The organism is Kitasatospora sp. CB01950 (assembly GCF_001905465.1).
Classification (GTDB): Bacteria; Actinomycetota; Actinomycetes; order Streptomycetales; family Streptomycetaceae; genus Kitasatospora.
The window spans coordinates 346,817-370,176 of sequence record NZ_LISX01000008.1 but is presented as its reverse complement, the minus strand read 5'-3'; the positions used below and the strand labels follow the sequence as shown (position 1 = coordinate 370,176).

The following is a 23,360-nucleotide window of genomic DNA, read 5'->3' as shown; positions in this document are numbered from 1 at the left end:
GCACCGCAGGGGCTGAGCCTCGGGCAGGATGGACGGTGCGTGACACTCGTACGTACGCACTTAAGCTAACCGTGGAGGATGGCCGGTGAGTTCCCCGCCTTCGGACGTTCGCTCTGGGCTGACCGAGGGCGAGGATGCGCCGGCCGATGCCGGTTCGCCGTCTCCAGCCTACGGCGGCAAACCCCTTACCGTGGCCGTCACCGGCGCGGCGGGCGTGCTCGGTGAGCGCGTCGCCCAACGCCTGGTGGCCTCGCCGCACGTGCGCCGGGTGCTCGCGGTGGACGACCGCCGCGGCGAAGTCCCCGGCGTGCACTGGCGCGTGCTCGACGTCCGCGACCCGGCCGTCGCCGAGCGGCTGACCGGCGTGGACGTCGTGGTGCACCTGGCGATGGACCTCGGCATGGAGTCCGACCCGCGCACCCGCAGCGCCTACAACGTGCGCGGCGCGCAGACCGTGGTGACCGCCGCGGCGGCCGCCGGGGTGCACCGCGTCGTGCTGTGCACCTCCGCGATGGTCTACGGCGCGCTCGCCGACAACGAAGTCCCGCTCGCCGAGGACTCCGAGCTGCGGGCCACCGAGGAGGCCTCGCTGGTCGGCGACCTGCTGGAGATCGAACGGCTGGCCCGCCGCGCCCCGCGCGCCCACCCCGGCCTGCAGATCACCGTGCTGCGCCCGGCCGTGGTGGTCGGCCCCGGCATCGACACCGTGCTCACCCGCCACTTCGAGGCCCCGCGCCTGCTGGTGGTGGCCGGCTCCCGTCCGTGCTGGCAGTTCTGCCACCTGGACGACCTGGCCTCGGCGCTGGAGTACGCGGCGCTCGGCCTGGTCGAGGGCGAGGTGACGGTCGGCTGCGACGGCTGGCTGGAGCAGGAGGACGTGGAGGAGCTGTCCGGGATCCGCCGGATGGAACTGCCCGCCTCGCTGGCCCTGGGCACCGCCGCCCGGCTGCACCGCCTCGGCCTGACCCCGGCCCCGGCCGGCGACCTCGCGTACACGATGTACCCCTGGGTGGTGTCCGGCAGCCGGCTGCACGAGGCGGGCTGGCGGCCCGAGCACACCAACGAGGAGGTGCTGGCCGAGCTGCTCGCCCAGGTGTCCGGCAAGCACGCGGTGGCCGGTCGCCGGCTGGGCGGCAAGGAGGCCGCCACCAGCCTGGGCGCGGCCGGCGCCACGGTGGCGCTGATCGGCACGGCGGCGCTGGTCCGCCGGGCCCGCAAGCACCGGCGGATCTGACCACCGGATTTTCGCACCGCGGGACGACCGTTCCGCGGTGCGAAAATCCCGGCGGTCGCGCCGATCGGATGCGGAATGATGGGGGCCATGTCCGAGAACCACGACCCGATCCGGCTGCTCGCCGTCCGCGAGACGCCGCTCTCCCTGGACGAGGTGCACGCGGCGGTCGGCGACGACGCGGCGGGCGGCACCACGCTGTTCGTCGGCACGGTGCGCGACCACGACGGCGGGAAGGCCGTCGCGGCGCTGGAGTACAGCGCCCACCCGAGCGCGGTGCGGGAGCTGCGCCGGATCGCCGAGAAGATCTGCGCGGACTTCCCGGTCCGGGCGCTGGCTGCGGTGCACCGCACCGGCCGGCTGGAGATCGGGGATGTCGCGGTGATCGTCGCGGTCTCCTGTCCGCACCGCGGGGAGGCGTTCGAGGCCTCCCGACGGCTGATCGACGACCTCAAGCACGAGGTGCCGATCTGGAAACACCAGGTTTTCGCCGACGGCGAGGAGGAATGGGTCGGCGCGGGCTCCTGCTGACCGCCCGTGTCCGCTCCGCGCCCCGCTCGTTCCCCGTTCGGGGGTATCCGGGGACGGCGGGCGCGCCAGGGGTCCCGTAACTCGGACACCGCACGCGCCGTTCCTCCGGTAGGCGGTTAATCTGCTGATACGCATGACGAGCCTGTGGGGAGTTCGAAGATGGCTGCGCTTGCCTGGTTGATCATTCCTGTAGTGGCCGGACTGCTGGCCTCGGTGTGGGCGGGATGGGCGGCGCGGCCGCCGCGCTCGATCACCGACCCGTCCTCGCTCGCCGAACACGAACGCTTCCGTGCCGCGATGGAGCGCAGCACCGGCAGCGGACGCGCCGACGAGAAGTAGCTGCCGAGGGGCGGCGACGGGGGCGCACCGGCAGTACATGACGACCTTCACTTCCCGTACTGTCGTGCCATGCCACGCCGATCGGCGACCATGCTCGCCGCCACCCTGCTGCTGATAGGCCTGCTCTGTGCCTCGGTCCTGATGAAGGTGCCGTTCACCGAGATGAGCCCGGGGCCGACGTACAACACCCTCGGCACGCAGGACAAGACCGGCACCCCGGTGATCACCATCACCGGGCGGGAGACCTATCCGACCAGCGGTCACCTCAACATGACCACGGTCCAGGTCACCGGGGCGAACTACCAGCCCAGCCTGATCTCGGCGATCGTCGGCTGGATGCGCGGGGACGTGCTCGTGGTGCCGCACGACAACGTGTACCCGAAGGGGCAGACCGACCAGGAGGCCCAGCAGCAGAACGCGGAGGAGTTCGCGTCCTCCGAGGACAGTGCGAAGACCGCCGCGCTCAAGCAGCTGGACATCCCGGTCACCACGCAGATCATCGTCTCTTCGGTGACCGCCGGCGGCCCCTCCGAGGGCAAGCTGCACGCCGGTGACCGGATCGTCGCGGTGGACGGCGTGGCGATCAACAGCCGGACCCAGGTCGCCGAGCAGGTGATGAAGCACAAGCCCGGCGAGAACGCCGTCTTCACCGTGGTCCCGCACGCCAAGGCCGCCGACGCGACGCCGGACCCGGCGAACGAGCAGCAGGTGACGATCACCACCGCGAAGGCGCCGGACGAGGACCGGGCCATCGTCGGGATCACGCCCGGCGTCGACCACACCTACCCGTTCAAGATCGACATCGGCCTGCAGGACGTCGGCGGCCCGAGCGCCGGCCTGATGTTCGCGCTCGGCATCGTCGACAAGCTCACCGCCACCGACCTCACCGGCGGCAAGTTCGTGGCGGGCACTGGCACCATCGACGACGACGGGACGGTCGGGCCGATCGGCGGCATCCAGATGAAGCTGATAGCGGCGCGGGACAAGGGCGCGGAGTACTTCTTCACGCCGGCGGACAACTGCACCGAGGCGACGAAGGGGACGCCCTCCGGGCTCACGCTGGTCAAGGTCGAGAACCTCGCCGGCGCGGTCAAGGCCCTGGACTCCATCCGGAGCGGGGACAAGGCGGCGCTGCCCAGCTGCAACAAGTAGTGGCTGCAACAGCAAGGTCGCGACGAACGGCACGTTATTGTCCGCGTCGCGACCTTGCTGTTGAGTGCCTTCCGCTGCGCGCAGTTCCCGCGCCCCGGGGAGCGACCTCCCGGTTCGCCTACTGGAAGGTGGCCAGGAGGGCGGTGGTGAGGTTGGGGACGAGGTCGGGGCCGGTGAGGACCTCGCGGGCGATGTCCTTCTCGCGGAGGCGGAGGGCGACCTCGCGGCCGCCGCCGCGGAGGACAGCGGCGGTGATGCGGACTTCCTGGCGCTGCGGGTGGGTCGCCACCCAGTCGTTGATCTCCTGCTCGGTGGCGTTCTTCGGGCGGGAGGACTCGGCGCCCGGCGGGAGCATCAGGCGCTCGACGACCAGGGCGCAGCCGACCACGCCGTCGGGCCAGGCGATGGTGCCGAGGAAGCGGTCGAGTTCGGTGCCCCGGGGGATCTCCTCCTGCTCGACCGGGGTGAGGCCGGTCGGGTTCTCGTCCAGGCCGAGCTGCGTGGCGAGCCGCGGGTTGGCCTTGCGCATCTGGGCGTTGTCGACCAGCGCGAACAGGCGGGCCGGGCCGTCCCAGCCGAGGGTGGCGGCGTGCTCGTCGATCTCCAGCGCGGCCCGGGTGAGGGGGGTGGCGGCGGGCATGCCGGAGGCAGCGTTGGTCAGGTCAGGGGAGTCGGACATGGGGCCATCCTCACATGTTCGGGGCGGCCGTCTCCAACTCCGACGCAGTCTCCGGGAACTCCGGTAAAGACTGTTTAAGTTCCACATGGGAGTCCCGGTGTCCGCCCGTCCACGGCGCGACACCGTCATCCCCAACGACAACAACAGCTGAGGTGGCGTCTTGACCTTCCAGATGCCGGATCGCTCCGATCCGGGTTTCCGAGCGAGAGTCGGGCCGCCACCGCGCCGGACAAAGGTGCTGCTGCTGACGGCCGGTGTGCTGGCGGCCCTGTTCCTGGTGTTCGCGCTGGTGGCCGGCCTGTGGACCGACTGGTTGTGGTTCCGGTCGGTCAAGTACGGCTCGGTGTTCACCTCGCAGCTGGGCGCGAAGGCCGGCCTGTTCGCGGTGTTCGGGCTGCTGATGGCGCTGGTGGTCGGGTTCAACCTGTGGCTGGCGTACCGGTTGCGGCCGCCGCTGGCGGCGATGTCGGTGGAGCAGCAGAGCCTGGACCGCTACCGGATGGGCGTGGCGCCGTTCCGCAAGTGGCTGCTGATCGGCCTGGCGCTGCTGGTCGGCCTGGCGGCCGGCGCGGCCGCGGGCGCGCACTGGCGGACGTGGATGCTGTGGGTCAACGGCACCTCGTTCGGGCAGAAGGACAGCCAGTTCCACCTGGACGTCTCGTTCTACGCGTTCGACCTGCCCTGGTACGAGTTCCTGCTGGGCTTCGCGTTCAGCGCGGTGATCGTGTCGCTGCTGGCGTCGGCGGCCGTGCACTACCTGTACGGCGGGCTGAGGCTGCAGGGCCCGGGCCGCCGGGCGAGCGCCGGGGCACAGGGTCATCTGGCCGTGCTGCTGGGCGTGTTCGTGCTGCTGAAGGCGGGGGCGTACTGGCTGGACCGGTACGCGCTGGCGGTGAAGAGCGAGTCGTACAAGGGCGTCGAGGGCTGGACCGGTCTGCGGTACGTGGACGCGAACGCGTTCCTGCCGGCCAAGACGATCCTGTTCTTCGTGGCGATCATCTGCGCGGTGCTGTTCTTCCTGACGCCGGTGCGGCGGACCTGGGCGCCGGCGCTGATCGGCTTCGGGCTGATGGCGCTGTCGGCGGTGCTGGTCGGCGGGCTGTACCCGGCGATCGTGCAGCAGTTCCAGGTCAAGCCGAACGAGCAGGCCCGGGAGACGCCGTACATCCAGAAGAACATCGACGCGACCCGGCAGGCCTACGGCATCGCCGGCGTCGACGTGCAGCCGTACACGCCGACGGACGCCCCGGAAGCGGGCAAGCTGAAGCAGGACGCGCAGACGATCTCGGACATCCGGCTGCTGGACCCGAACGTGGTGTCGCCGACGTTCCAGCAGAACCAGGCGCTGCGGCAGTACTACTCGTTCCCGAAGACCCTGGACGTGGACCGGTACGGCGACCAGGACACCGTGATGGGCGTCCGCGAGCTGGACCTGTCGGGCGTTCAGCAGCGCAACTTCATCAACGACCACTTCAAGTACACCCACGGCTACGGCATGGTCGCCGCCAAGGGCAACCAGGTCGACGCCAACGGCAACCCGGTCTACACCCAGCAGTCGCTGCCGACCACCGGGTCGCTGGGCGACTACCAGCAGCGGGTGTACTACGGCGAGAAGTCCACCATGTACTCGATCGTCGGCCCCGGCATGGACGAGATCGACTACACCCGGGACTCCGACCCGGACCGGACGTACCAGTACACCGGCGGCAGCGGCGTCTCGCTGGACAACCCGCTGACCCGGGCCGCGTACGCGATGAAGTTCGGCGAGCCGCAGATCCTGTACTCGGGCGCGATCAAGGACGGCGCGAAGATCCTCTACGACCGCACCCCCAAGGAGCGGGTGGAGAAGGTCGCGCCGTGGCTGTCGATCGACGCCGACCCGTACCCGGTGGTGGAGAACGGCCGGCTGGTGTGGGTGCTGGACGGCTACACCACCTCGGACGGTTTCCCGTTCGCGTCGAAGACGGTGCTGGGCGACGCCACCAAGGACTCGCTGACCGACCAGCGCGGCCGCACCCTGAGCGCCGTCAACGAGGTCAACTACATCCGCAACTCGGTGAAGGCCACGGTCGACGCGTACACCGGTGAGGTGACGCTCTACCAGTGGGACGAGGCCGACCCGGTGCTGAAGACCTGGATGAAGGCGTTCCCGGGCACCGTCCAGCCGAAGGCGGACATCCCGAAGGAGCTGGAGGCGCACCTGCGCTACCCGCAGGACCTGTTCAAGGTGCAGCGCGACCTGCTCGGGATGTACCACATGACGGACGCCACGGCGTTCTTCAACGGCACCGACATCTGGGAGGTGCCGGTCGACCCGACCGTCAACGCCGACGAGGTGCAGCCGCCGTACTACCTGACGGTGCGGATGCCGGACGCGGCGAAGGCCAGCTTCTCGCTGACCAGCTCGTTCGTGCCCTCGGGCCGGAAGAACCTGGCCGCGTTCCTCACGGCGGACGCCGACCCCGGGGACGACTACGGCAAGTTGCGGCTCCTGCGGATGACGTCCGAGTCGGGCGCGCTCGGCCCGGCGCTGACGCAGGCGAAGTTCAACTCCGACACCGAGGTCGCCCGCCAGCTGACGCTGCTGCGCAGCGGCACCGACTCCGACCTGGTGTACGGCAACCTGCTGACCCTGCCGGTCGGCGGCGGCATCCTCAACGTGGAGCCGGTGTACCTGGTGGCGCGCGGTGCGAAGGTGCCGGTGCTGAAGAAGGTGCTGGCGGTGTACGGGGACCACAACGTGGCCCTTGAGGACACCCTGGACAAGGCGCTGGCGAAGGTGCTCGGCCCGACGGCCGGCGGGGCCACCACCCCGCCCGCCCCCGCCGACCCGGGCAGCACCACCCCGCCCGCCCCGACCACGCCGGGCGCCAACCCGGCGCTGGACAAGGCGCTGGCGGACGCCCAGAAGGCGTTCACCGACGGCCAGGCCGCGCTGAAGAACGGCGACTGGGCGGCCTACGGGCAGGCGCAGCAGGCCCTGCAGAAGGCGCTGGACGCCGCGATGGCGGCCGAGTCGAAGAACGGCGGCGGCTCGCCGGCGCCGTCGGGTTCACCGGCGCCGACCGGCTGAGCTGCGAGAACCGATTTGCTGCTCCACCCCGCAGCCGTGCTACTGTTAGCTCACCGACGCGGGGTGGAGCAGCTCGGTAGCTCGCTGGGCTCATAACCCAGAGGTCGCAGGTTCAAATCCTGTCCCCGCTACTCTGTAGCGAAAGGCCCGGAGGCATCAGCCTCCGGGCCTTTGCCATTCCCCAAGGGCCCCGGGGACCTCGGAGACCTCGGCGTCCCGGGGTGGTCATGGGTGGTCATGGGTGCGGTCGTGATCGTGATACTGTTGGTTTACCGACGCGGGGTGGAGCAGCTCGGTAGCTCGCTGGGCTCATAACCCAGAGGTCGCAGGTTCAAATCCTGTCCCCGCTACTCTGTAGCGAAAGGCCCGGAGGCATCAGCCTCCGGGCCTTTGCCATTCCCTGGAGTGCGTCCCATTGACACTCCATGTGGTCCAGTCCAATCTGGGTCGTGCCCATGACGAGCGGCCCCCACCGCCCGCCTGGTGGTGCTGCAACGCGTATGCCCGCAACGGGAATTGATCGTGTTCTGCCCCGTCTGCCGCTCTCCCCGACCGGGGTGTCGGACGGCGTTTCCTGCATCCCCACGTGACAGGAGAGGCACATCCGCATGCACCGCAACAACCGAAGGCTCTGGGCCGTCACGGCCGCGGCCGCCACTCTGCTCGCCGGGGCGATGTCGCTGTTGGGAGCCCCCAACGCGTCCGCCGGACCGGCCAACACCACCGGTGCCCCCGCCACCAGCGGCGGCATGAAGGTGGCCTACTTCGACCAGTGGTCGATCTACCAGAACGCGTACTACCTGAAGAACGTCGACACCAACGGCATGGCCGGGAAACTCGACTACCTGCTGTACGACTTCGCCAACATCGACCCCACCAACCTGACCTGCTTCGAGGCCAACTCGGCGGCCTCCCAGGACGAGAACAACCCCAACGCCGGCGACGGCGCGGGCGACTACTACGCCGACTACGCGAAGACCTTCGCCAACGGCAACAGCGTCGACAACTCCACCGACACCTGGAACCAGCCGCTGGCGGGCAACTTCCACCAGCTCCAGGAGCTGAAGGCCAAGTACCCGAAGCTCAAGGTCCTGATGTCGATCGGCGGTTGGACCTACTCCAAGTACTTCTCGGACGCGGCCGCCACCGACGCCTCCCGCAAGAAGCTCGTCTCCTCCTGCGTCGACATGTTCATCAAGGGCAACCTGCCCGCGCAGGGCGGCTACGGCGGCGCCGGCACCGGCAAGGGCATCTTCGACGGCTTCGACATCGACTGGGAGTACCCGGGCGGCGGCGGCCACCTCGGCAACCACGCCTCGCCCAACGACAAGCAGAACTTCACCGCGCTGCTCGCCGAGTTCCGCAACCAGCTCAACGCCCAGGGCAGCGCCGACGGCAAGACCTACGCGCTGAGCGCCGCGCTGCCGGCCGGTCAGGACAAGATCCAGTACATCGAGACCGACAAGATCGCCCAGTACCTGACCTTCGCCGACCCGATGACGTACGACATGCACGGCGGCTGGGAGGCGCAGGGGCCGACCAACCACCAGACGCCGGTCTACCAGAACCCGAGCGACCCGTCGAACAACATCCCGCCGGGCAACGCCAAGTACTCCATCGACGAGGCGGTCAAGGCCTACACGGTCGGCGACCCCTCGTACGGCATCCCCGGCGGCTTCCCGGCCAACAAGCTCAACATGGGCGTCCCGCTGTACTACCGCGGTTGGACGGGCGTGGCGGCCGGCGCCAACCACGGGCTGTTCCAGCCGGCCAGCGGGCCCGCGCAGGGCGCGCCGAACTCCGGCAACGTGGCCGGCGTGCGGATGTACAAGGAACTGCTGGGCGTCGTCGACAACCCGAGCTACACGTACTGGGACCCGGCGTCGCAGGCCTCGTACTTCTACGACGGCACCAACTTCTGGTCCGGGGAGAACACCAAGTCGATCCAGGCCAAGATGGACTACGCGCACTGCAACGGCCTCGGCGGCTCCTTCGTGTTCTCGCTGTACGACGACCCGAACGCGGTGCTGCTCAACCCGCTGATGACGGCGACCTCCGGTTCGGCCGCCAACTGCCCGGCGCCGCCGACCTCGCCGTCGCCGAGCGCGAGCAGCAGCACCAGCAGCAGCCCGTCGCCGTCCAACTCGCCCAGCGGCTCGCCGTCCTCGTCGCCCTCGGGCTCGCCGTCCAGCAGCCCGTCCTCCTCGCCGAGCGGCCCCGGCGGCGGGATCGTCGCCAACCCGGGCCTGGAGTCCGGCGCGCTCAGCCCGTGGACCTGCGCGGGCAGCGGCGGCAGCGTGGTCGGCGGCGGCCACACCGGCTCGTACGCGCTGCAGGGCAACGCCAGTGCCGGTGACACCGCGCAGTGCCAACAGACCGTCACGGTCAAGCCGAACACCACCTACACGCTCTCCGCATGGGTGAAGGGCAACTACACCTACCTCGGCGTCACCGGCTCCGGGGCGGACAGCTCGACCTGGACCCCCGGCGGCAGCTCGTGGGCGCAACTGTCCACCAAGTTCACCACCGGCGCCTCGGTCACCTCGGTGACCATCTGGGTGCACGGCTGGTACGGACAGGGCGCCTACCAGGCGGACGACTTCACCGTCAGCTGACTCAACGTCACCACGCGTGCAGCGAAGGCCCGGAGGGAGACACCCTCCGGGCCTTCGCCCTTGCATGCGCCGAGAGTTGATCGACTCCGGTACGATGCGGGGTTGGGGTTTGTGGGGCTCAGTGTCGGGAAATCGACAAAGCGCTGAAGCAATCTCGCCGGGCTTCGGCCCCGCTCCGCCAAAACGGACGGAGCAGGTGTACGAGGGTTACGGGTGATGCGACGATGGACCACGAGGGGGACGCGGCGCGGCCATTGACAGGCCGTCCGATCCGGCGCGACCCCTGGGGGAACCACCCCGGGCCGACGGCCGGGGGCGAATGCCGCGACACTCGGGGGGAGCTGGAGTCGGCATGAAACTCATCGGAAAAAACGGGACGGGAGAACGACTGGCGGCCAACAGCACCACGGACAGTGACACCGGTGCCCGACCCGCCCGCCGGCCGGGCAGCAGCCTGCCCGCGCAGCGCAGCACCCGGGGCGGCCCCGCCATGTCCGGCTACGGCCCCGACAGCCTCGTCCACCTGACCGCCGACCAGGTCGTCGCCACCGCCTCCGCCCGCGACCTGCTGGAGAGCGACGACGGCGCCGACAGCTTCGAAACCGCCCTCGCCGCCCGCGAACAGGCCGCCCTCGAAGCCCGCCACCGCGGCTCCGCCGACGCCGGCGACCCCGGCGCCGCCAGCCAACTCGGCGCCCTCCTGCTGCGCCGCGGCGACCTCCAGGACGCCGAACCCTACCTGCGCACCGCCGCCGCCGCAGGACTGCGCGCCGCCGCCAACAACCTCGGCGTCCTGCTCCACCAGCAGGGCCACCGCGCCGAAGCCGGCCAGTGGTGGCGACAGGCCGCCGTCGCCGGCTCGGCCCCCGCCGCCCACGCCCTCGGCCTGCAACTGCGCGACCAGGGCGAAGAAGAAGCCGCCGAATACTGGCTGCACTTCGCCGCCGAACAGGGCCACCCGCTCGGCGCGTACGCCCTCGGCGACCTCATGGAACACCGCCGCGACGTCCGCGCCGAACGCTGGTTCAAGGCCGCCGCCGACTCCGGCCACCGCGAAGCCGCCTACCGCCTCGCCCGGATGCGCGAAGCCGCCGGCGACAAGGACACCGCCGAAACCTGGTACCGCACCGCCGCCGCCCGCAGCCACGCCCGCGCCGCGCTGCGCCTCGGCGTGCTGCTCGAATCCCGCGGCGACCTCGACGAAGCCGCCCGCTGGTACCGGCAGTCCGCCCAGAACGGCGAAGCCCGCGCCGCCTGCGCCCTCGGCTTCCTGCTCCGCGACACCGGCGACCCCACCGCCGCCGCCGAATGGTGGCAGGAGGCCGCCGAAGCCGGCGACGGCACAGCGGCCAACGCGCTCGGCGCGCTGCACGCCGGGCGCGGCGAGAACGCCGTCGCCGAACACTGGTACCGCGCCGCGCTCGACGCCGGCGACCACAACGGCGCGTTCAACCTCGGCCTGCTGTGCGCCGGCGCCGGCCGCGACACCCAGGCCGAACAGTGGTACCGGCGCGCGGCGTACGCCGGCCACCGCGAAGCCTGCAACGCACTCGCCGTCATGCTGCTCCAGCGCGGCGACGAATCCGGCGCCGAACCCTGGTTCTCCAAGGCCGCCGAAGCCGGATCCGTCGACGGCGCGTTCAACCTCGGCGTGCTGCACGCCGGCCGCGGCGAGACCCGGCAGGCCCAGGAGTGGTACGCGCGCGCCGCCGCCGAGGGGCACGGCGAAGCGGCCCTGCAACTGGCCGTCGTCCAGGAACAGCGCGGCAACCTCGTCGGCGCGCTCGACCGCTACCGGCAGGCCGCGGGCGGCGGCTCCGCGGAGGGAGCCTTCCGGCTCGCCTCGCTGCTCGACCGGCGCGGGGGCGCCGACGCGGACGCCGAACACTGGTACGCGATCGCGGCGGACGCCGGGCACCTCCGGGCGCAGGTCCGGATGGGGGTGCGGGCGGCGGAGCGCGGGGCGCTGGAGATCGCGGAGAGCTGGTACCGGCGGGCGGCGGAGGGCGGGAGCCGCAGCGCGGCGTTCAACCTGGGGCTGCTGCTGGCGCGTCAGGACTCCGAGGCCGAAGCGATGCTCTGGTACACCCGGGCGGCGGACGCGGGCCACGGCCGGGCGGCTCTGCGGCTGGCGCTGCTGGCCCTCCGGCGGGGGGAGGCCGTACAGGCCGAGAACTGGTGCAAGCGGGCTGCCGAGTACGGGCCGGCGGAGGTCGCGGAGCGGGCGGGGCGGTTGCTGGAAGCGATGACCGCGGAGCTCAGCGCGTAGGGGCAGCACCATCAGGGGCGCGGGGAACTGCGCGAAGGGGAACGCATCCGACGGCAAGATCGCGACGCGGGACAACGACCTGCACTTGATCGCGACCTTGCGGATGTGGTCTGCGCTTGTCGCGCAGTTCCCCGCGCCCCTGGTGGTGCTCTGTCAGATCGACAGCGAACGCAGTGCGGCTTCGTGGAGGATGCCGTTGGTGGCGACCGCGTCCGCGCCGGAGGGGCCGTCGATGCCGTCGAGGCCGGTGAAGCGGCCGCCGGCCTCCTGGACGACGATGCAGGGGGCGGCCATGTCCCAGAGGGAGAGCTCGGGTTCGGCGGCGATGTCGACGGCGCCCTCGGCGACCATCATGTAGGACCAGAAGTCGCCGAAGGCCCGGGTGCGCCAGCACTTGCGGGTGAGGTCGAGGAAGGCGTCGAGGCGGGCGCGCTCCTCCCAGCCGCTGAGGGAGGAGAAGGAGAGCGAGGCGTCGGCGAGGCGGGAGACCTTGGAGACGTGGATGCGCTGGGCCTTGGCGAGGCTGCGGCCGGCGAACGCGCCGAGTCCCTTGGCGGCCCACCAGCGGCGGCCGAGGGCGGGGGCGGAGACGATGCCGACGACGGGGGCGTACTCGCCGTCGGGCTGTTCCTCGAGGAGGGCGGCCAGGGTGGCCCAGACAGGGACGCCGCGGACGTAGTTCTTGGTGCCGTCGATGGGGTCGATCACCCAGCGGCGCGGGCCGGAGCCCTGCAGGCCGTACTCCTCGCCCATCACCGCGTCGCGGGGGCGGGCGCGTCGCAGGACCGAGCGGACGAGTTCCTCGGCGGCTTTGTCGGCGTCACTGACGGGCGTCAGGTCGGGCTTGGTCTCGATCTTGAGGTCGAGGGCCTTGAAGCGCTCCATGGTGACCGAGTCGGCCGAGTCGGCGAGGACGTGGGCGAGTCGGAGATCGTCGTGGTAGTCGGCCATGCCCCGAACCCTAGCGGACTCAGTGTCCCGAGCCGCTGAGCTGAAGACCGATCACACCGGCGATGACCAGGCTGATCGAGACCAGCTTGAGAGTGGAGGAGGACTCGTCGAGGAAGACGATTCCGTACAGCGCGGTGCCGGCCGCGCCGATGCCCGTCCACACCGCGTAGGCGCTGCCCACCGGGAGGGTTTTCAGGGAGAGGGTGAGCAGGCCGAAGGAGCCGAGGGCGAAGAGGCAGAAGCTGATGGTGGGCCAGAGCTTGGTGAAGCCGTGGCTGAGCTTGAGGTTGACCGCGAATCCCGTTTCCAGCAGACCGGCGAGGATCACCATGGCCCATGCCATCGGGTTGACTCCCTGTCAGATAGGACGGTGTGACCTTCCTATCGTTACCCAGTGGACAGGGCCGGGCGACTCGTCGGCTGCGTGAACTCTCAGTCGTCCTCGTGGGCCTCCTTGGTGGCGAGCAGGCGGCGCAGCGAGTACAGCCGGGCCGGGTCGGCGTGGCCGTCGGCGACCCAGGCGTCCAGCGCGCAGTCGGGCTCGTCGTGGGAGCAGGCCCGCGGGCAGTCCTCGGTGCCGGGCTCCAGGTCGGGGAAGGCGAGGATGACCCGGGACGGGTCGATGTGGGAGAGACCGAAGGACCGGAAGCCGGGGGTGTCGATCACCCAGCCCGGGTCGAGGGCCTTCCGGGAGCCGGGCTTCACGCCGGGCGGCGGGGGCAGCCGCAGGGCGAGCGCGGAGACGGTGGTGTGCCGGCCGCGGCCGGTGACGGCGTTGACGCGGCCGGTGGTCCGCTGCTGGTCCGGGACGAGCGCGTTGACCAGGGTGGTCTTGCCGACGCCGGAGTGCCCGATGAAGACGGTGGTCCGCCCGCGCAGATGCTCCCGGACGGCCTCCGCGCCGGCGGTGGCCAGCTCGTCGTGCCGGGTCACCACGTAGTCGATGCCGAGCGGCGCGTACGACTCCAGCAGCTCGTCGGCGGACGCCAGGTCGGACTTGGTGAGCACCAGCAGCGGCTTCATCCCGGCGTCGTACGCGGCGACCAGGCAGCGGTCGATCAGCCGGGGGCGGGGCTCCGGGTTGGCGAGCGCGGTGACGATGGCCAGCTGGTCGGCGTTGGCGACGACGATCCGCTCGTACGGGTCGTCGTCGTCCGCGGTGCGGCGCAGCACCGAGGTGCGTTCCTCGACCCGGACGATCCGGGCCAGCGTGTCGGGGTCCCCGGAGAGGTCGCCGACCAGGTTGACGATGTCGCCGACGACCACGCCCTTGCGGCCGAGTTCGCGGGCCTTCATGGCGGTGACCAGGCGCTCGTCCTTGGTGCCGCCGTCGACCAGGCAGGTCATCCGGCCCCGGTCCACGGTGAGGATCATCGCCCCGGCGGCGTCCTCGTGTTTGGGCCGGATGCGGGTGCGGGGGCGGGAGCCCCGGCGGCCCGGGCGGCTGCGGATGTCGTCCTCGTCGGCGTCCTTGCCGTAGCGGCGCATGTTCGTGATCCCCTGTCAGCCCTGGCCGAGGAGGTCGGCCCACATCTGCGGGAAGTCCGGCAGGGTCTTCGCGGTGGTCGCCACGTTCTCCACCAGGACGCCGTCCACCACCAGGCCGAGCACGGCGGCGGCGGTCGCCAGCCGGTGGTCCTCGTAGGTGTGGAAGACGCCGCCGTGCAGCGGGCGGGGGCGGATCCGCAGGCCGTCCTCGGTCTCCCGGACGTCGCCGCCGAGGTCGTTGATCTCCTTGGCGAGCGCGGCGAGCCGGTCGGTCTCGTGCAGCCGCAGGTGGGAGATGCCGTACAGGTGGGACTCGGAGTCGGCGAGGGCCGCGACGGCGGCGATCACCGGGGTCAGCTCGCCGACGTCGTGCAGGTCCACCTCGATGCCGTGGATCTTGCCGGTGCCGGTGAACTCCAGCCCCTCGTCGGCGCTGTGCTTATTGACAAACCGGCAGGAGCCGCCCATCGCGCTGAAGATGTCGCGGAGCTGGTCGCCGGGCTGGTAGGTGTGCTTGGGCCAGTCCCGGACGACGACCCGGCCGCCGGTGGCGAGGGCCGCGGCGAAGAACGGGGCGGCGTTGGAGAGGTCCGGTTCGACCACCAGGTCGCGGCCGATCAGCGCGCCCGGGGTGACCCGCCAGACGTCCTTCTCACCGCCGTCCTCGGGGGCGTCGACCTGGCCGCCGGCCTTGCGGATCATGTCGACGGTCATCCGGATGTGCGGCAGCGAGGGCACCGTCGCGCCCACGTTGCGGATCTCCACGCCGTTGTTGAAGCGGGCGCCGGACAGCAGCAGCGCCGAGATGAACTGCGAGGAGGACGAGGCGTCCACCTCCACCGGGCCGCCGTCCAGCGCGCCCGTGCCGTGCACGGTCAGCGGGAAACCGCCGCGGCCGCCGTCGTCGATCCGGGCGCCGAGGGTGCGCAGCGCGTCGATCACGCCGTGCTGGGGGCGTTCGTGGCTGCGCGGGTCGCCGTCGAAGTGCACCGGGCCGTCCACGAGGGTGGCCAGCGGCGGCAGGAAGCGCATCACGGTGCCGGCGTTGCCGACGTCCACCTGCGCCGGGCCGCGCAGCCGCTCGGCCGGGATGACCCGCCAGGCCTCGCCGCCGCCGGTGCCGCCGGACGCCTCGTTCACCGTCTCCTCGACCGTCACGCCCAGCGCCCGCAGGCCGTCCGCCATCAGCTGCGAGTCGCGGCTGCGCAGCGGGCGGCGCACCCAGCCCGGGCCGTCGGCGAGGGCGGCCAGCACCAGCGCACGGTTGGTCGCGGACTTCGAGCCGGGGATCGTCACGGTGGCGTCCACGGCGGTGGTGGCGACGGGAGCGGGCCACAGGGAGTCGGTCATGCCGCCCAGTCTATGAGGACCGGGTCCGCTACCGGGGCAGCAGCCAGGCCGCTCCGAGCCCGAGGCAGGCCAGCGCCACCAGCAGGAACAGCGCCACCCAGGCCGTCGCGGGCACGCCCGTCAGCCGGGCCAGCTGGTCGGCGTCCGAGCCGGTGGCGCCGCCGTGCCGCCGGGTGGAGAACAGTTCGATCAGCGGGCGCGCCCCCGCCAGCAGGAGGAACCACACGCCCAGGTGGGCGAACGCGCCCTGCCACTCGGCGTCCCCGTACCAGGACACCGCGACGAACGCGCCGCCGGTGGCCAGCACGGCCAGCACCCCGAACAGGTTCCGCAGGGTCAGCAGCATCGCGGCCAGCAGCGCGATGCCGATCCACAGCAGCGCGGTGATCCGGCCGGTCGCCAGCAGCGCCGCGCCGCCCAGGCCGAGCAGGGACGGCGCCGGGTAGCCGGCCGCGGCGGTCAGCACCATGCCCGGGCCGGTCGGGCGCCCGGAGGAGACCGTCAACCCGGAGGTGTCCGAGTGCAGCCGGATCCCGGACAGGCGGCGGCGGGTCAGCAGCGCCATCACGCCGTGCCCGCCCTCGTGCGCGATGGTCACCACCGTGCGGCTCAGCCGCCACACCGGGCGCACCGCCACCGCCAGCAGCGCCGCCGCCGCGGTGGCCCACACCAGCCAGTGCGGCGGGTCGGGCTGTGCGGCCGTCACGTGGTCCCACAGTTGTGCGAAGTCCATGCCGGCGGGCCTCCGATCGCCGTCGCTTCCCGCTCGCCCGGGCGGGCAGCCTCCCACGGAAGGACGGACGGCGACCAGCGGCCGGTTCTGTTCTGGCAAGCTGAACGGCATGTGCGGCCGCTTCGCCTCCTCCACCGATCCCGCCGAACTGGTGCGGCACTTCGGCGTCCGGCAGTGGGACCCGACCGAGACGCTGGCCCCGAGCTGGAACGTCGCGCCCACCGCCGCCGCGTTCGTCGTGCTGGACCGGGCGCCGCGCGGGGAACGCCGGCCGGTGCGTCAACTGCGGGTGCTGCGTTGGGGGTTGGTGCCGGCCTGGGCGGGCAGTGCGGACACCGCGGTGAAGATGATCAACGCCCGGGCGGAGACCGTCCACGAGAAGCCCGCCTACCGGCAGGCGTACGCCTCGCGGCGCTGCCTGATACCCGTCGACGGCTACTACGAGTGGCAGACCGCCCCCACCGACGACGTCTCCCGGCCGCCCCGCCGCCCCTACTTCGTCTCCCGCGCCGACGGCGCCCCGCTGGCACTGGCCGGGCTGTACGAGTTCTGGCGCAACCGGGACGTCCCCGCCGGGCACCCGGACGCCTGGCTGGTGACCTGCGCCGTCGTCACCACCGCCGCCGAACCGCTGCTCGCCCCCGTCCACCAGCGGATGCCGCTGTACCTGGGCCCCGACCGCTGGGACGCCTGGCTCGACCCGTACGCCGAGACCGCCGACCTCACCCCGCCGCCGCCCGGCGACCTGCGGATCCACGCCGTGCCCGACGAGGTCGGCTCGATCCGCAACAACCACCCCGGGCTGACCAGGCGACTCACCGAGGACGACCGCACCACGCTGTTCTGAGCACGACCTCTCTATACGCTCGCGCCATGCAGCGGATCATCAGCACCCCCGCCGGCGACGCCCGGCTCCACTGGTTCCGGGCCGGAGCCCCGCGCGCCGTCCTGCTGCTCGGCCACGGTGCGGGCGGCGGCATCGAGGCCCCCGACCTGCAGGCGATCGCCGCGGCGCTCCCGGCGGCCGGCGTCACCGTGGTGCTGGCCGAGCAGCCCTGGCGGGTGGCCGGGAAGAAGCTCGCGCCCGCGCCGAAGACGCTGGACGCCGGCTGGCCCGCGCAGTTCGAGGCCGCCGCCGAGGAGGGCCTGCCGGTGTACGCGGGCGGCCGCAGCGCCGGCGCCCGGGTGGCCTGCCGGACCGCCGCCGGGCTCGGCGCGGCGGGCGTGCTGGCGCTGGCGTTCCCGCTGCACCCGCCCGGCAGGCCGGAGAAGAGCCGCGCCGAGGAACTGCTGGAGACCGGACTTTCGACCCTGGTGGTGCAGGGCGGCGCGGACACCTTCGGCGCCCCGGAGGAGTTCCCGGCCCTGCCCGACACCCACCGCCTGGTCGAAGTGCCGTACGGCTCCCACGCGTTCAAGGTCCCGAAGAAGGCGCCGCTGGACCAGGGCGAGGCCCTGGCGCTGATCACCGACGCCGTGGCCGGCTGGCTCTGACCCCCTCGGCGGAGGCCGGGAATGTCCGGGCAACGAGCGGGGTTGCACGAGTCGTCAGAACATGCCCCGGTGGAAAGGCAGCGCCCATGGTTTCGATCGCGTGCCCCGAGCGGCCCGACGAGCGGGCGGCCGAGTCGTCGCTCGTGCCGGACTGGTCGGAGTGGGTTGTCGCGGGCGAGAAGCCGGTCAGCCCGATATCCTCGCTTGCGGGTCGGCCCGAAGTGGGCCGTGTGCAGCTGACCGAGGAGGTGGGTCCGGTCGTCGGGACCGATGACGCGGCCGTGTCGGGTGCTTCAGGCACCGACCAGGGCCGTCCGGAGAGCGACCAGCTCACCGGCGACGAACTGGCCGAGGTGATCGGCGAGGACACCTTCAGGGTGTCCGAGAACGAGAGCGAGGAGGCCAGGCGCGAGCGCTTCGAGCGCGACGCGCTGGGGTTCCTGGATCCGATGTACTCGGCGGCGCTGCGGATGACCCGCAACCCGGCCGACGCGGAGGACCTGCTCCAGGAGGCGTTCGCCAAGGCGTACGCGTCGTTCCACCAGTTCCGTGAGGGCACCAACCTCAAGGCCTGGCTGTACCGCATCCTCACCAACACGTTCATCAACTCGTACCGCAAGAAGCAGCGCGAACCGCAACGCACCGCGGCCGAGGAGATCGAGGACTGGCAGCTGGCGCGCGCCGAGTCGCACATGTCGACGGGGCTCCGCTCCGCCGAGGCGCAGGCGCTCGACCACCTGCCGGACAGCGATGTGAAGGACGCCCTGCAGGCCATTCCGGAGGAGTTCCGGATCGCGGTCTATCTCGCGGACGTCGAGGGCTTTGCGTACAAGGAGATCGCGGACATCATGGGTACACCCATCGGTACGGTGATGTCCCGACTGCACCGTGGTCGCCGCCAGTTGCGCGGCATGCTGGAGGACTACGCCCGCGAGCGGGGGCTGGTCCCGGCCGGTACCGGTGCAGGGCACGAAGCGAAGGGCGCGGGCTCATGAGCTGCGGCGATCCGCACGAGACCGAGTGTGGAGAGGTGCTCGACCACCTCTACGAATTCCTCGACAACGAGATGCCCGAGGGCGACTGCGCCAAGCTGCGGGTGCACTTCGACGAGTGCTCGCCGTGCCTGGAGAAGTACGGCCTGGAGCAGGCCATCAAGGCGCTGATCAAGCGCTCGTGCGGCTGCGACGACACGCCCTCCGACCTCCGGGCGAAGGTGCTGGCCCGGATCGACTCGATCCGCGCGGGCCAGCGCCCCGGCGAGGGCCCGACGGTCGAGGTGTCCTCCGTCAGCATGGAGATGACGGTCGAGGGCGCGGCCGGTCACGGCTCCGCCGTCGCCACCGCGGAGTGATTACTCACTCGATCGGGTGAGCTGTCGCTGCTCCGGCTGCGGCAATCCGCGATCGTGCGCCCCGTCCGGGTGGCCGGGCCCTATTCTCTGACGAGTCCTCACGTCGGAGGGCCCGGTACGGGCTGGGGAGGCCGAGATCGCCAGCGAATGCGAGCGCATCGCCCTGCCGGGGCGGGCCGTGGCCTATCTGTCCGCCGTGCTGACGGCGGCGCTCGCCGCGCTGCTGCCGCTGTCGGGCGCCGGCCCGGACCTCGACTGGCCCCGGATCGGGCTGCTCGCCCTGCTCCACCTCTGTCTGGAATCGCTCGCCCAGGGCGCCCGCACCCCGTGCGCCCGGGTGTGGCGGTGGCTGCGCGGCCGGCCCGCGCAGGAGACCTCGGCCGATCCGCGCGGCAGCGGCTTCTTCCCGGTGCTGTTCGCCGGCGTGCTGATGCTGCCGCCCGCCGCCGCCGCGCTGGTCGCGCTGCCCGGCGCACTGCTCGGCCCGGCCCAGCGCCCGCGCGCCCTGCGCCGGGTGTGGAACGCCGCCCAGCTGGCGCTGGCCGCGGCGTGCTCCGCCGAGGTGTTCCGACTGCTCGGCGGCTCCCGGCTGCTGCTCGGCACCCGCTTTCCCGGCGCGGCCCTCGGCGCGCTCGCCGCGATCCTGACGTTCTGCCTGGTCAACGGCGTGCTGGTGGCCGGCATGGTGCGGCTGACCTGCGGCTCGGCCGGCCACGGCGTGATCCGCAAGCTGCACCGGGCGGCGCCCGCCGCGCTGCTGCACGGCGCGGGCGGGTTGATGGTCGCGGTGCTGTGGCAGGGCCCGTACGGGGCGTTCGCGGCGGTGCTCGGCCTGCTGCCGCTGACCATCACCGCCTGGCTGTCCGCGCAGGGCCACCGCGAACGCTCCGCGCACCGCGCCACCGTGCAGGCCCTGGTGCAGGCCGTGGAGATCAAGGACGCCTACACCCGCGGCCACAGCGAACGCGTCGGCCGGGCCTCGGTGCTGATCGCCCGCCAGCTCGGCCTCGCCGAGGACCGGATCCGCACCCTGCACTTCGCCGGCACCCTGCACGACGTCGGCAAGCTCGCCGTCGCCACCGAACTGCTGCGCCGCAACGGCCCGTTGACGCCCGCGGAGCGGCGCGCCGTCGAGGTGCACCCGGTGTTCGGGCACGAGCTGGTGCGGCAGCTGGACTTCCTCGGCGAGGGCCGCGACGGCATCCTGCACCACCACGAGCGGGTGGACGGCCGCGGCTACCCGCACGGGCTGGCGGGGGAGCGGATCCCCGAGTTCGCCCGGATCATCTCGGTCGCCGACGCCTTCGACTCGATGACCTCCACCCGCTCCTACCGGCGCGGCCGGCCGGTCCAGGAGGCCGTCACCGAACTGGAGCGGTGCGCGGGCAGCCAGTTCGACCCGGTGATGGTGCGGGCCCTGGTCGAGGCCGTCGCCGAACACGGCTGGCAGCCCGAGCCGCCGCCGCCCGGCGGCTGGGACGGCGAGGTGCCGGACATCCCGCTCGGCGTGCCCGAACCGGCCCGGCTGCCGCAGCAGTCCGGGCAGGGCCTGCCGGCCGGCGGGGCGCCGTGACCCTCCGGCGGCCGGGACCGGCCGACCTGCCGCACGTGGCCGCCGTCCTGCTCGGCGGCTTCGCGCTGGCGCACGCGCTCGCCGCCGGCACCAGCCAGACCGAGGTGGCGCTCGCGTTCACCGCCCTGATCGCGCTCGGCCAGTGCGCCGGGCCCGCGCTGCCCGGCGACCGCGAACCCGCACCGGTGGCCACCGCCGTCGCCCTCGCGTACGCGCTGCTCGGGCCGCTGCACGGCCTGCCCACCGCGCACGGCGTGCTGCAGGCCACCGCCGTCACCGCGGCCGGCACCGCCGTCGGCCTCGCCGTGCAGTGGGTCGGGCTGGCCGCGTTGGCCGCCGTCCGCCGCCGGCCGCGCACCCCGCTCGGCGGGCTGGACGCCGCCGCCCGCCGGGTGGTGACCGTCTCCTTCGCGGCACTGCTGTTCCAGCCGCTGTACGACTCCGGCGCCACCGACCGGCTGCCCGGCCCCGCGTACGGGGCGCTGCTGGCCGCCGTCGCCGCGCTGGCCGCGCTCGGCGACGCGGTGCTGGCGGCCGGGCAGCAGCGGGCCCGCACCGGGCTGCGGTACAGCGCCGCGCTCGACGACCAGCTGCACGCGCTGCTCGGCATCGGCTCCGCGCAGGTCGCCACCGGTCTGCTGCTCAGCCTGCTGGCCGGCGAGGCCGGACTGTGGGCGCTGCCGGTGTTCTGCGTGCCGCTGCTGCTCACGCAGGCCTCGTTCCGGCGGGCCGTCGAAGTCCGGGCCACCACCGGGCAGACCATCGAGACGCTCGCCCGGGCCACCGAGATCGCCGGCTACACCACGCCCGGGCATGCCCGCCGGGTGGCCGACACGGCGTGCGCTCTGGGGCGCGAACTCGGCCTCGGAAGCCGGGAGTTGACGCTGCTGGAGTATGCCGCGCTGATGCACGACATCGGCCAGCTGTCGCTGGTGGAGCCCGTCCCCGGCGGGGCGACCGCGCTGCTGCCCGACGACGAGCAGCAGCAGATCGCCCGGCTCGGCAGCGAGGTGATCCGGCGCACCGGCGTGCCCAAGCAGGTCTGGCAGCAGGTCGCCCGGCTCGCCGACCCGTGCCGGCTCGACGACGGCCGCCACGACCCCACCCTGCCGCTGGCCTCCCGGATCATCCGGGTCGCCAACGCGCACGACGACCTGCGCACCGCCGCCGCCGACCGCCCCAGGGCCGGCGCCCTCGACCCGCTCGACCACCTGCGCCTGGACGCCGGCCGCGGCTACGACCCGGTGGTGCTGGACGCGCTCGCCCGACTCGGCCGCCGCGGCCACCGCGCGGCCCGCTGCCGGTTCGCGGCCCGATGAGTTCCCGGGCCCGCGGACTGAATGGCCGCGCAGGGCGCGCGGCCCGCGGCGCGCGTGGTTGGATGCGGTCGTGGCGGGAAGACCCGGAGGCGGGGCGACCCGGTGACGACCGACGGCAAGGGACCAACGTGAGGATCTTCCACCGCGCACGGCACCGTCCGTCGGCGACCTGGCGGCAGACCACCGACCGTGCGTTCACGCTGATCGGCGACGGCCGGTACGAGGACGCCGGGGCACTGCTGGTGATGGCGGCCGACCTGGAACCCGGCCTGTCCGACTCCTGGTTCAACCTCGCCCTGCTGCACAAGTTCCGCCGCGACTGGGAGCAGGCCCGCAGCGCCGGCCTGCGCGCCGTCGCCCTGCTCGACCGCCAGCACGGCGCCCCGGACTGGTGGAACCTCGGCATCACCGCCACCGCCCTGCAGGACTGGCCGCTGGCCCGCCGCGCCTGGCAGGCGTACGGGCTGCGACTGCCCGGCGGCCCCGGCACGGACGGGCCGATCGAGCTCGACCTCGGCACCACTCCGGTGCGGCTGTCCCCGGACGGCGAGTCCGAGGTGGTGTGGGGCCGCCGGCTCGACCCGGCGCGGATCGAGGTGCTGTCCATCCCGCTGCCGTCCTCCGGCCGCCGCTGGGGCGAAGTGGTGCTGCACGACGGCGCGCCGCACGGCGAACGGGTCGCCGACGGCGTCGCCTACCCGGTGTTCGACGAGATCGAACTGTGGGCGCCCTCCCCGGTGCCGACCTGGGTGGTGCTGCTGCAGGCCGCCACCGCCGCCGACCGGGACGCGCTGGAGAAGACCGTCGCCGACGCCGGGTACGCCGCCGAGGACTGGACGTCCTCGGTGCGGCTGCTGTGCCGCACCTGTTCGGAGAGCCGGATGGCCATCGACGACGGCCACACCGCGCACCACGACCCGCACGACGACGGCGACCCGCTGCACCCCGGCCACCTCAGCCACCTCAGCCAGGGATCGGCCGGGGGCCCCTGGCAGATCGAACGCGAATGCGGCATCGCCGCGCCCGCCGGCCTGGTCCGCACCCTGCTGGACCGCTGGGCCGCCGCCTCCCCGGCCACCCGCGCCTACCGGGACCTCGAAGAGGTGTGCTGACCCGCCCCCCAGCTCAAGGGGGCCGGGAGGTACTTCCGCGCGCCGCCACGCCCCGTACCCTGGACCGGTACACCAGCCGGACGCGGACGGAGCGGAAACC

The 23,360-nt window shown here is 72.6% G+C and carries 20 protein-coding genes and 2 tRNA genes; 16 read left to right on the top strand and 6 right to left on the bottom strand.

From position 1 onward, the window contains the following. Positions 1 to 85: 85 nt before the first annotated feature. The 4 genes from AMK19_RS22105 to AMK19_RS22090 all read left to right on the top strand — a co-directional run bounded on the left by AMK19_RS22105 (position 86) and on the right by AMK19_RS22090 (position 3,253). Positions 86 to 1,234 (top strand): NAD-dependent epimerase/dehydratase family protein, encoded by a 1,149-nt coding sequence (locus tag AMK19_RS22105; RefSeq protein WP_143200325.1) that lies wholly within the window; start codon positions 86 to 88, stop codon positions 1,232 to 1,234. Positions 1,235 to 1,321: 87 nt separating this feature from the next. Next, positions 1,322 to 1,762, top strand: coding sequence for a molybdenum cofactor biosynthesis protein MoaE (locus AMK19_RS22100; protein WP_241844508.1), 441 nt, complete (start codon positions 1,322 to 1,324; stop codon positions 1,760 to 1,762). Between the two features lie 159 nt (positions 1,763 to 1,921). Further along, positions 1,922 to 2,101, top strand: a complete 180-nt coding sequence (locus AMK19_RS22095) for a hypothetical protein (protein WP_073814419.1) — start codon at positions 1,922 to 1,924, stop codon at positions 2,099 to 2,101. Positions 2,102 to 2,170: 69 nt separating this feature from the next. After that, the gene (locus AMK19_RS22090; protein ID WP_073814417.1) at positions 2,171 to 3,253 is read left to right on the top strand and encodes a YlbL family protein; all 1,083 of its coding nucleotides are present in this window, start codon (positions 2,171 to 2,173) and stop codon (positions 3,251 to 3,253) included. Positions 3,254 to 3,371: 118 nt separating this feature from the next. On the opposite strand, the gene AMK19_RS22085 is transcribed toward AMK19_RS22090, so the two are convergent. Then, the gene (locus AMK19_RS22085; RefSeq protein WP_198953406.1) at positions 3,372 to 3,932 is read right to left on the bottom strand and encodes a PPA1309 family protein; all 561 of its coding nucleotides are present in this window, start codon (positions 3,930 to 3,932) and stop codon (positions 3,372 to 3,374) included. Between the two features lie 172 nt (positions 3,933 to 4,104). Between AMK19_RS22085 and AMK19_RS22080 the strand changes: the two genes are divergently transcribed. The 5 genes from AMK19_RS22080 to AMK19_RS22060 all read left to right on the top strand — a co-directional run bounded on the left by AMK19_RS22080 (position 4,105) and on the right by AMK19_RS22060 (position 11,889). Further along, the gene (locus tag AMK19_RS22080; protein WP_073814536.1) at positions 4,105 to 7,005 is read left to right on the top strand and encodes a UPF0182 family membrane protein; all 2,901 of its coding nucleotides are present in this window, start codon (positions 4,105 to 4,107) and stop codon (positions 7,003 to 7,005) included. 57 nt (positions 7,006 to 7,062) lie between these two features. Then, a tRNA-Met gene (locus AMK19_RS22075) sits at positions 7,063 to 7,136 on the top strand. A gap of 145 nt (positions 7,137 to 7,281) precedes the next feature. Continuing rightward, a tRNA-Met gene (locus AMK19_RS22070) sits at positions 7,282 to 7,355 on the top strand. Positions 7,356 to 7,613: 258 nt separating this feature from the next. After that, the gene (locus AMK19_RS22065) at positions 7,614 to 9,620 is read left to right on the top strand and encodes a glycosyl hydrolase family 18 protein (RefSeq protein WP_073814415.1); all 2,007 of its coding nucleotides are present in this window, start codon (positions 7,614 to 7,616) and stop codon (positions 9,618 to 9,620) included. Between the two features lie 352 nt (positions 9,621 to 9,972). Then, complete coding sequence (locus AMK19_RS22060; protein ID WP_241844507.1) at positions 9,973 to 11,889, top strand: tetratricopeptide repeat protein; 1,917 nt, start codon at positions 9,973 to 9,975, stop codon at positions 11,887 to 11,889. 153 nt (positions 11,890 to 12,042) lie between these two features. Here the strand turns inward: AMK19_RS22060 and hisN are convergent, their stop codons facing one another. The 5 genes from hisN to AMK19_RS22035 form a co-directional block, all read right to left on the bottom strand. Further along, positions 12,043 to 12,840 carry a histidinol-phosphatase gene (gene hisN / locus AMK19_RS22055; RefSeq protein WP_073814412.1) on the bottom strand — a complete coding sequence of 266 codons (798 nt, stop codon included), beginning with the start codon at positions 12,838 to 12,840 and terminating at the stop codon, positions 12,043 to 12,045. A gap of 19 nt (positions 12,841 to 12,859) precedes the next feature. Continuing rightward, positions 12,860 to 13,183, bottom strand: a complete 324-nt coding sequence (locus AMK19_RS22050) for a DMT family transporter (RefSeq protein ID WP_073814409.1) — start codon at positions 13,181 to 13,183, stop codon at positions 12,860 to 12,862. Between the two features lie 89 nt (positions 13,184 to 13,272). Then, positions 13,273 to 14,328, bottom strand: coding sequence for a ribosome small subunit-dependent GTPase A (rsgA, locus tag AMK19_RS22045; RefSeq protein ID WP_073814407.1), 1,056 nt, complete (start codon positions 14,326 to 14,328; stop codon positions 13,273 to 13,275). A 15-nt stretch (positions 14,329 to 14,343) separates the two neighbouring features. Next, complete coding sequence (gene aroA, locus AMK19_RS22040; protein WP_073814405.1) at positions 14,344 to 15,678, bottom strand: 3-phosphoshikimate 1-carboxyvinyltransferase; 1,335 nt, start codon at positions 15,676 to 15,678, stop codon at positions 14,344 to 14,346. 28 nt (positions 15,679 to 15,706) lie between these two features. After that, positions 15,707 to 16,411 (bottom strand): M50 family metallopeptidase, encoded by a 705-nt coding sequence (locus tag AMK19_RS22035; protein WP_073814403.1) that lies wholly within the window; start codon positions 16,409 to 16,411, stop codon positions 15,707 to 15,709. A 109-nt stretch (positions 16,412 to 16,520) separates the two neighbouring features. Between AMK19_RS22035 and AMK19_RS22030 the strand changes: the two genes are divergently transcribed. The 7 genes from AMK19_RS22030 to AMK19_RS22000 all read left to right on the top strand — a co-directional run bounded on the left by AMK19_RS22030 (position 16,521) and on the right by AMK19_RS22000 (position 23,260). Then, the gene (locus tag AMK19_RS22030; protein ID WP_073814402.1) at positions 16,521 to 17,258 is read left to right on the top strand and encodes an SOS response-associated peptidase; all 738 of its coding nucleotides are present in this window, start codon (positions 16,521 to 16,523) and stop codon (positions 17,256 to 17,258) included. Positions 17,259 to 17,284: 26 nt separating this feature from the next. Next, positions 17,285 to 17,905, top strand: a complete 621-nt coding sequence (locus tag AMK19_RS22025) for an alpha/beta hydrolase family protein (protein ID WP_073814401.1) — start codon at positions 17,285 to 17,287, stop codon at positions 17,903 to 17,905. Between the two features lie 248 nt (positions 17,906 to 18,153). After that, positions 18,154 to 18,900, top strand: coding sequence for a sigma-70 family RNA polymerase sigma factor (locus AMK19_RS22020; protein ID WP_443135034.1), 747 nt, complete (start codon positions 18,154 to 18,156; stop codon positions 18,898 to 18,900). Next, positions 18,897 to 19,256, top strand: a complete 360-nt coding sequence (gene rsrA, locus AMK19_RS22015) for a mycothiol system anti-sigma-R factor (protein WP_073814400.1) — start codon at positions 18,897 to 18,899, stop codon at positions 19,254 to 19,256. The genes AMK19_RS22020 and rsrA overlap by 4 nt, the downstream gene beginning before the upstream one ends. A gap of 178 nt (positions 19,257 to 19,434) precedes the next feature. Further along, positions 19,435 to 20,829, top strand: a complete 1,395-nt coding sequence (locus tag AMK19_RS22010) for an HD-GYP domain-containing protein (RefSeq protein ID WP_073814399.1) — start codon at positions 19,435 to 19,437, stop codon at positions 20,827 to 20,829. Continuing rightward, entirely contained in the window at positions 20,826 to 22,148 is a 1,323-nt protein-coding gene (locus AMK19_RS22005; RefSeq protein ID WP_073814398.1) for an HD-GYP domain-containing protein, read from the top strand. Before AMK19_RS22010 ends, AMK19_RS22005 begins: the two co-directional genes overlap by 4 nt. Positions 22,149 to 22,276: 128 nt before the next feature. Next, positions 22,277 to 23,260 carry a tetratricopeptide repeat protein gene (locus AMK19_RS22000; protein ID WP_073814396.1) on the top strand — a complete coding sequence of 328 codons (984 nt, stop codon included), beginning with the start codon at positions 22,277 to 22,279 and terminating at the stop codon, positions 23,258 to 23,260. Positions 23,261 to 23,360 lie beyond the last annotated feature (100 nt).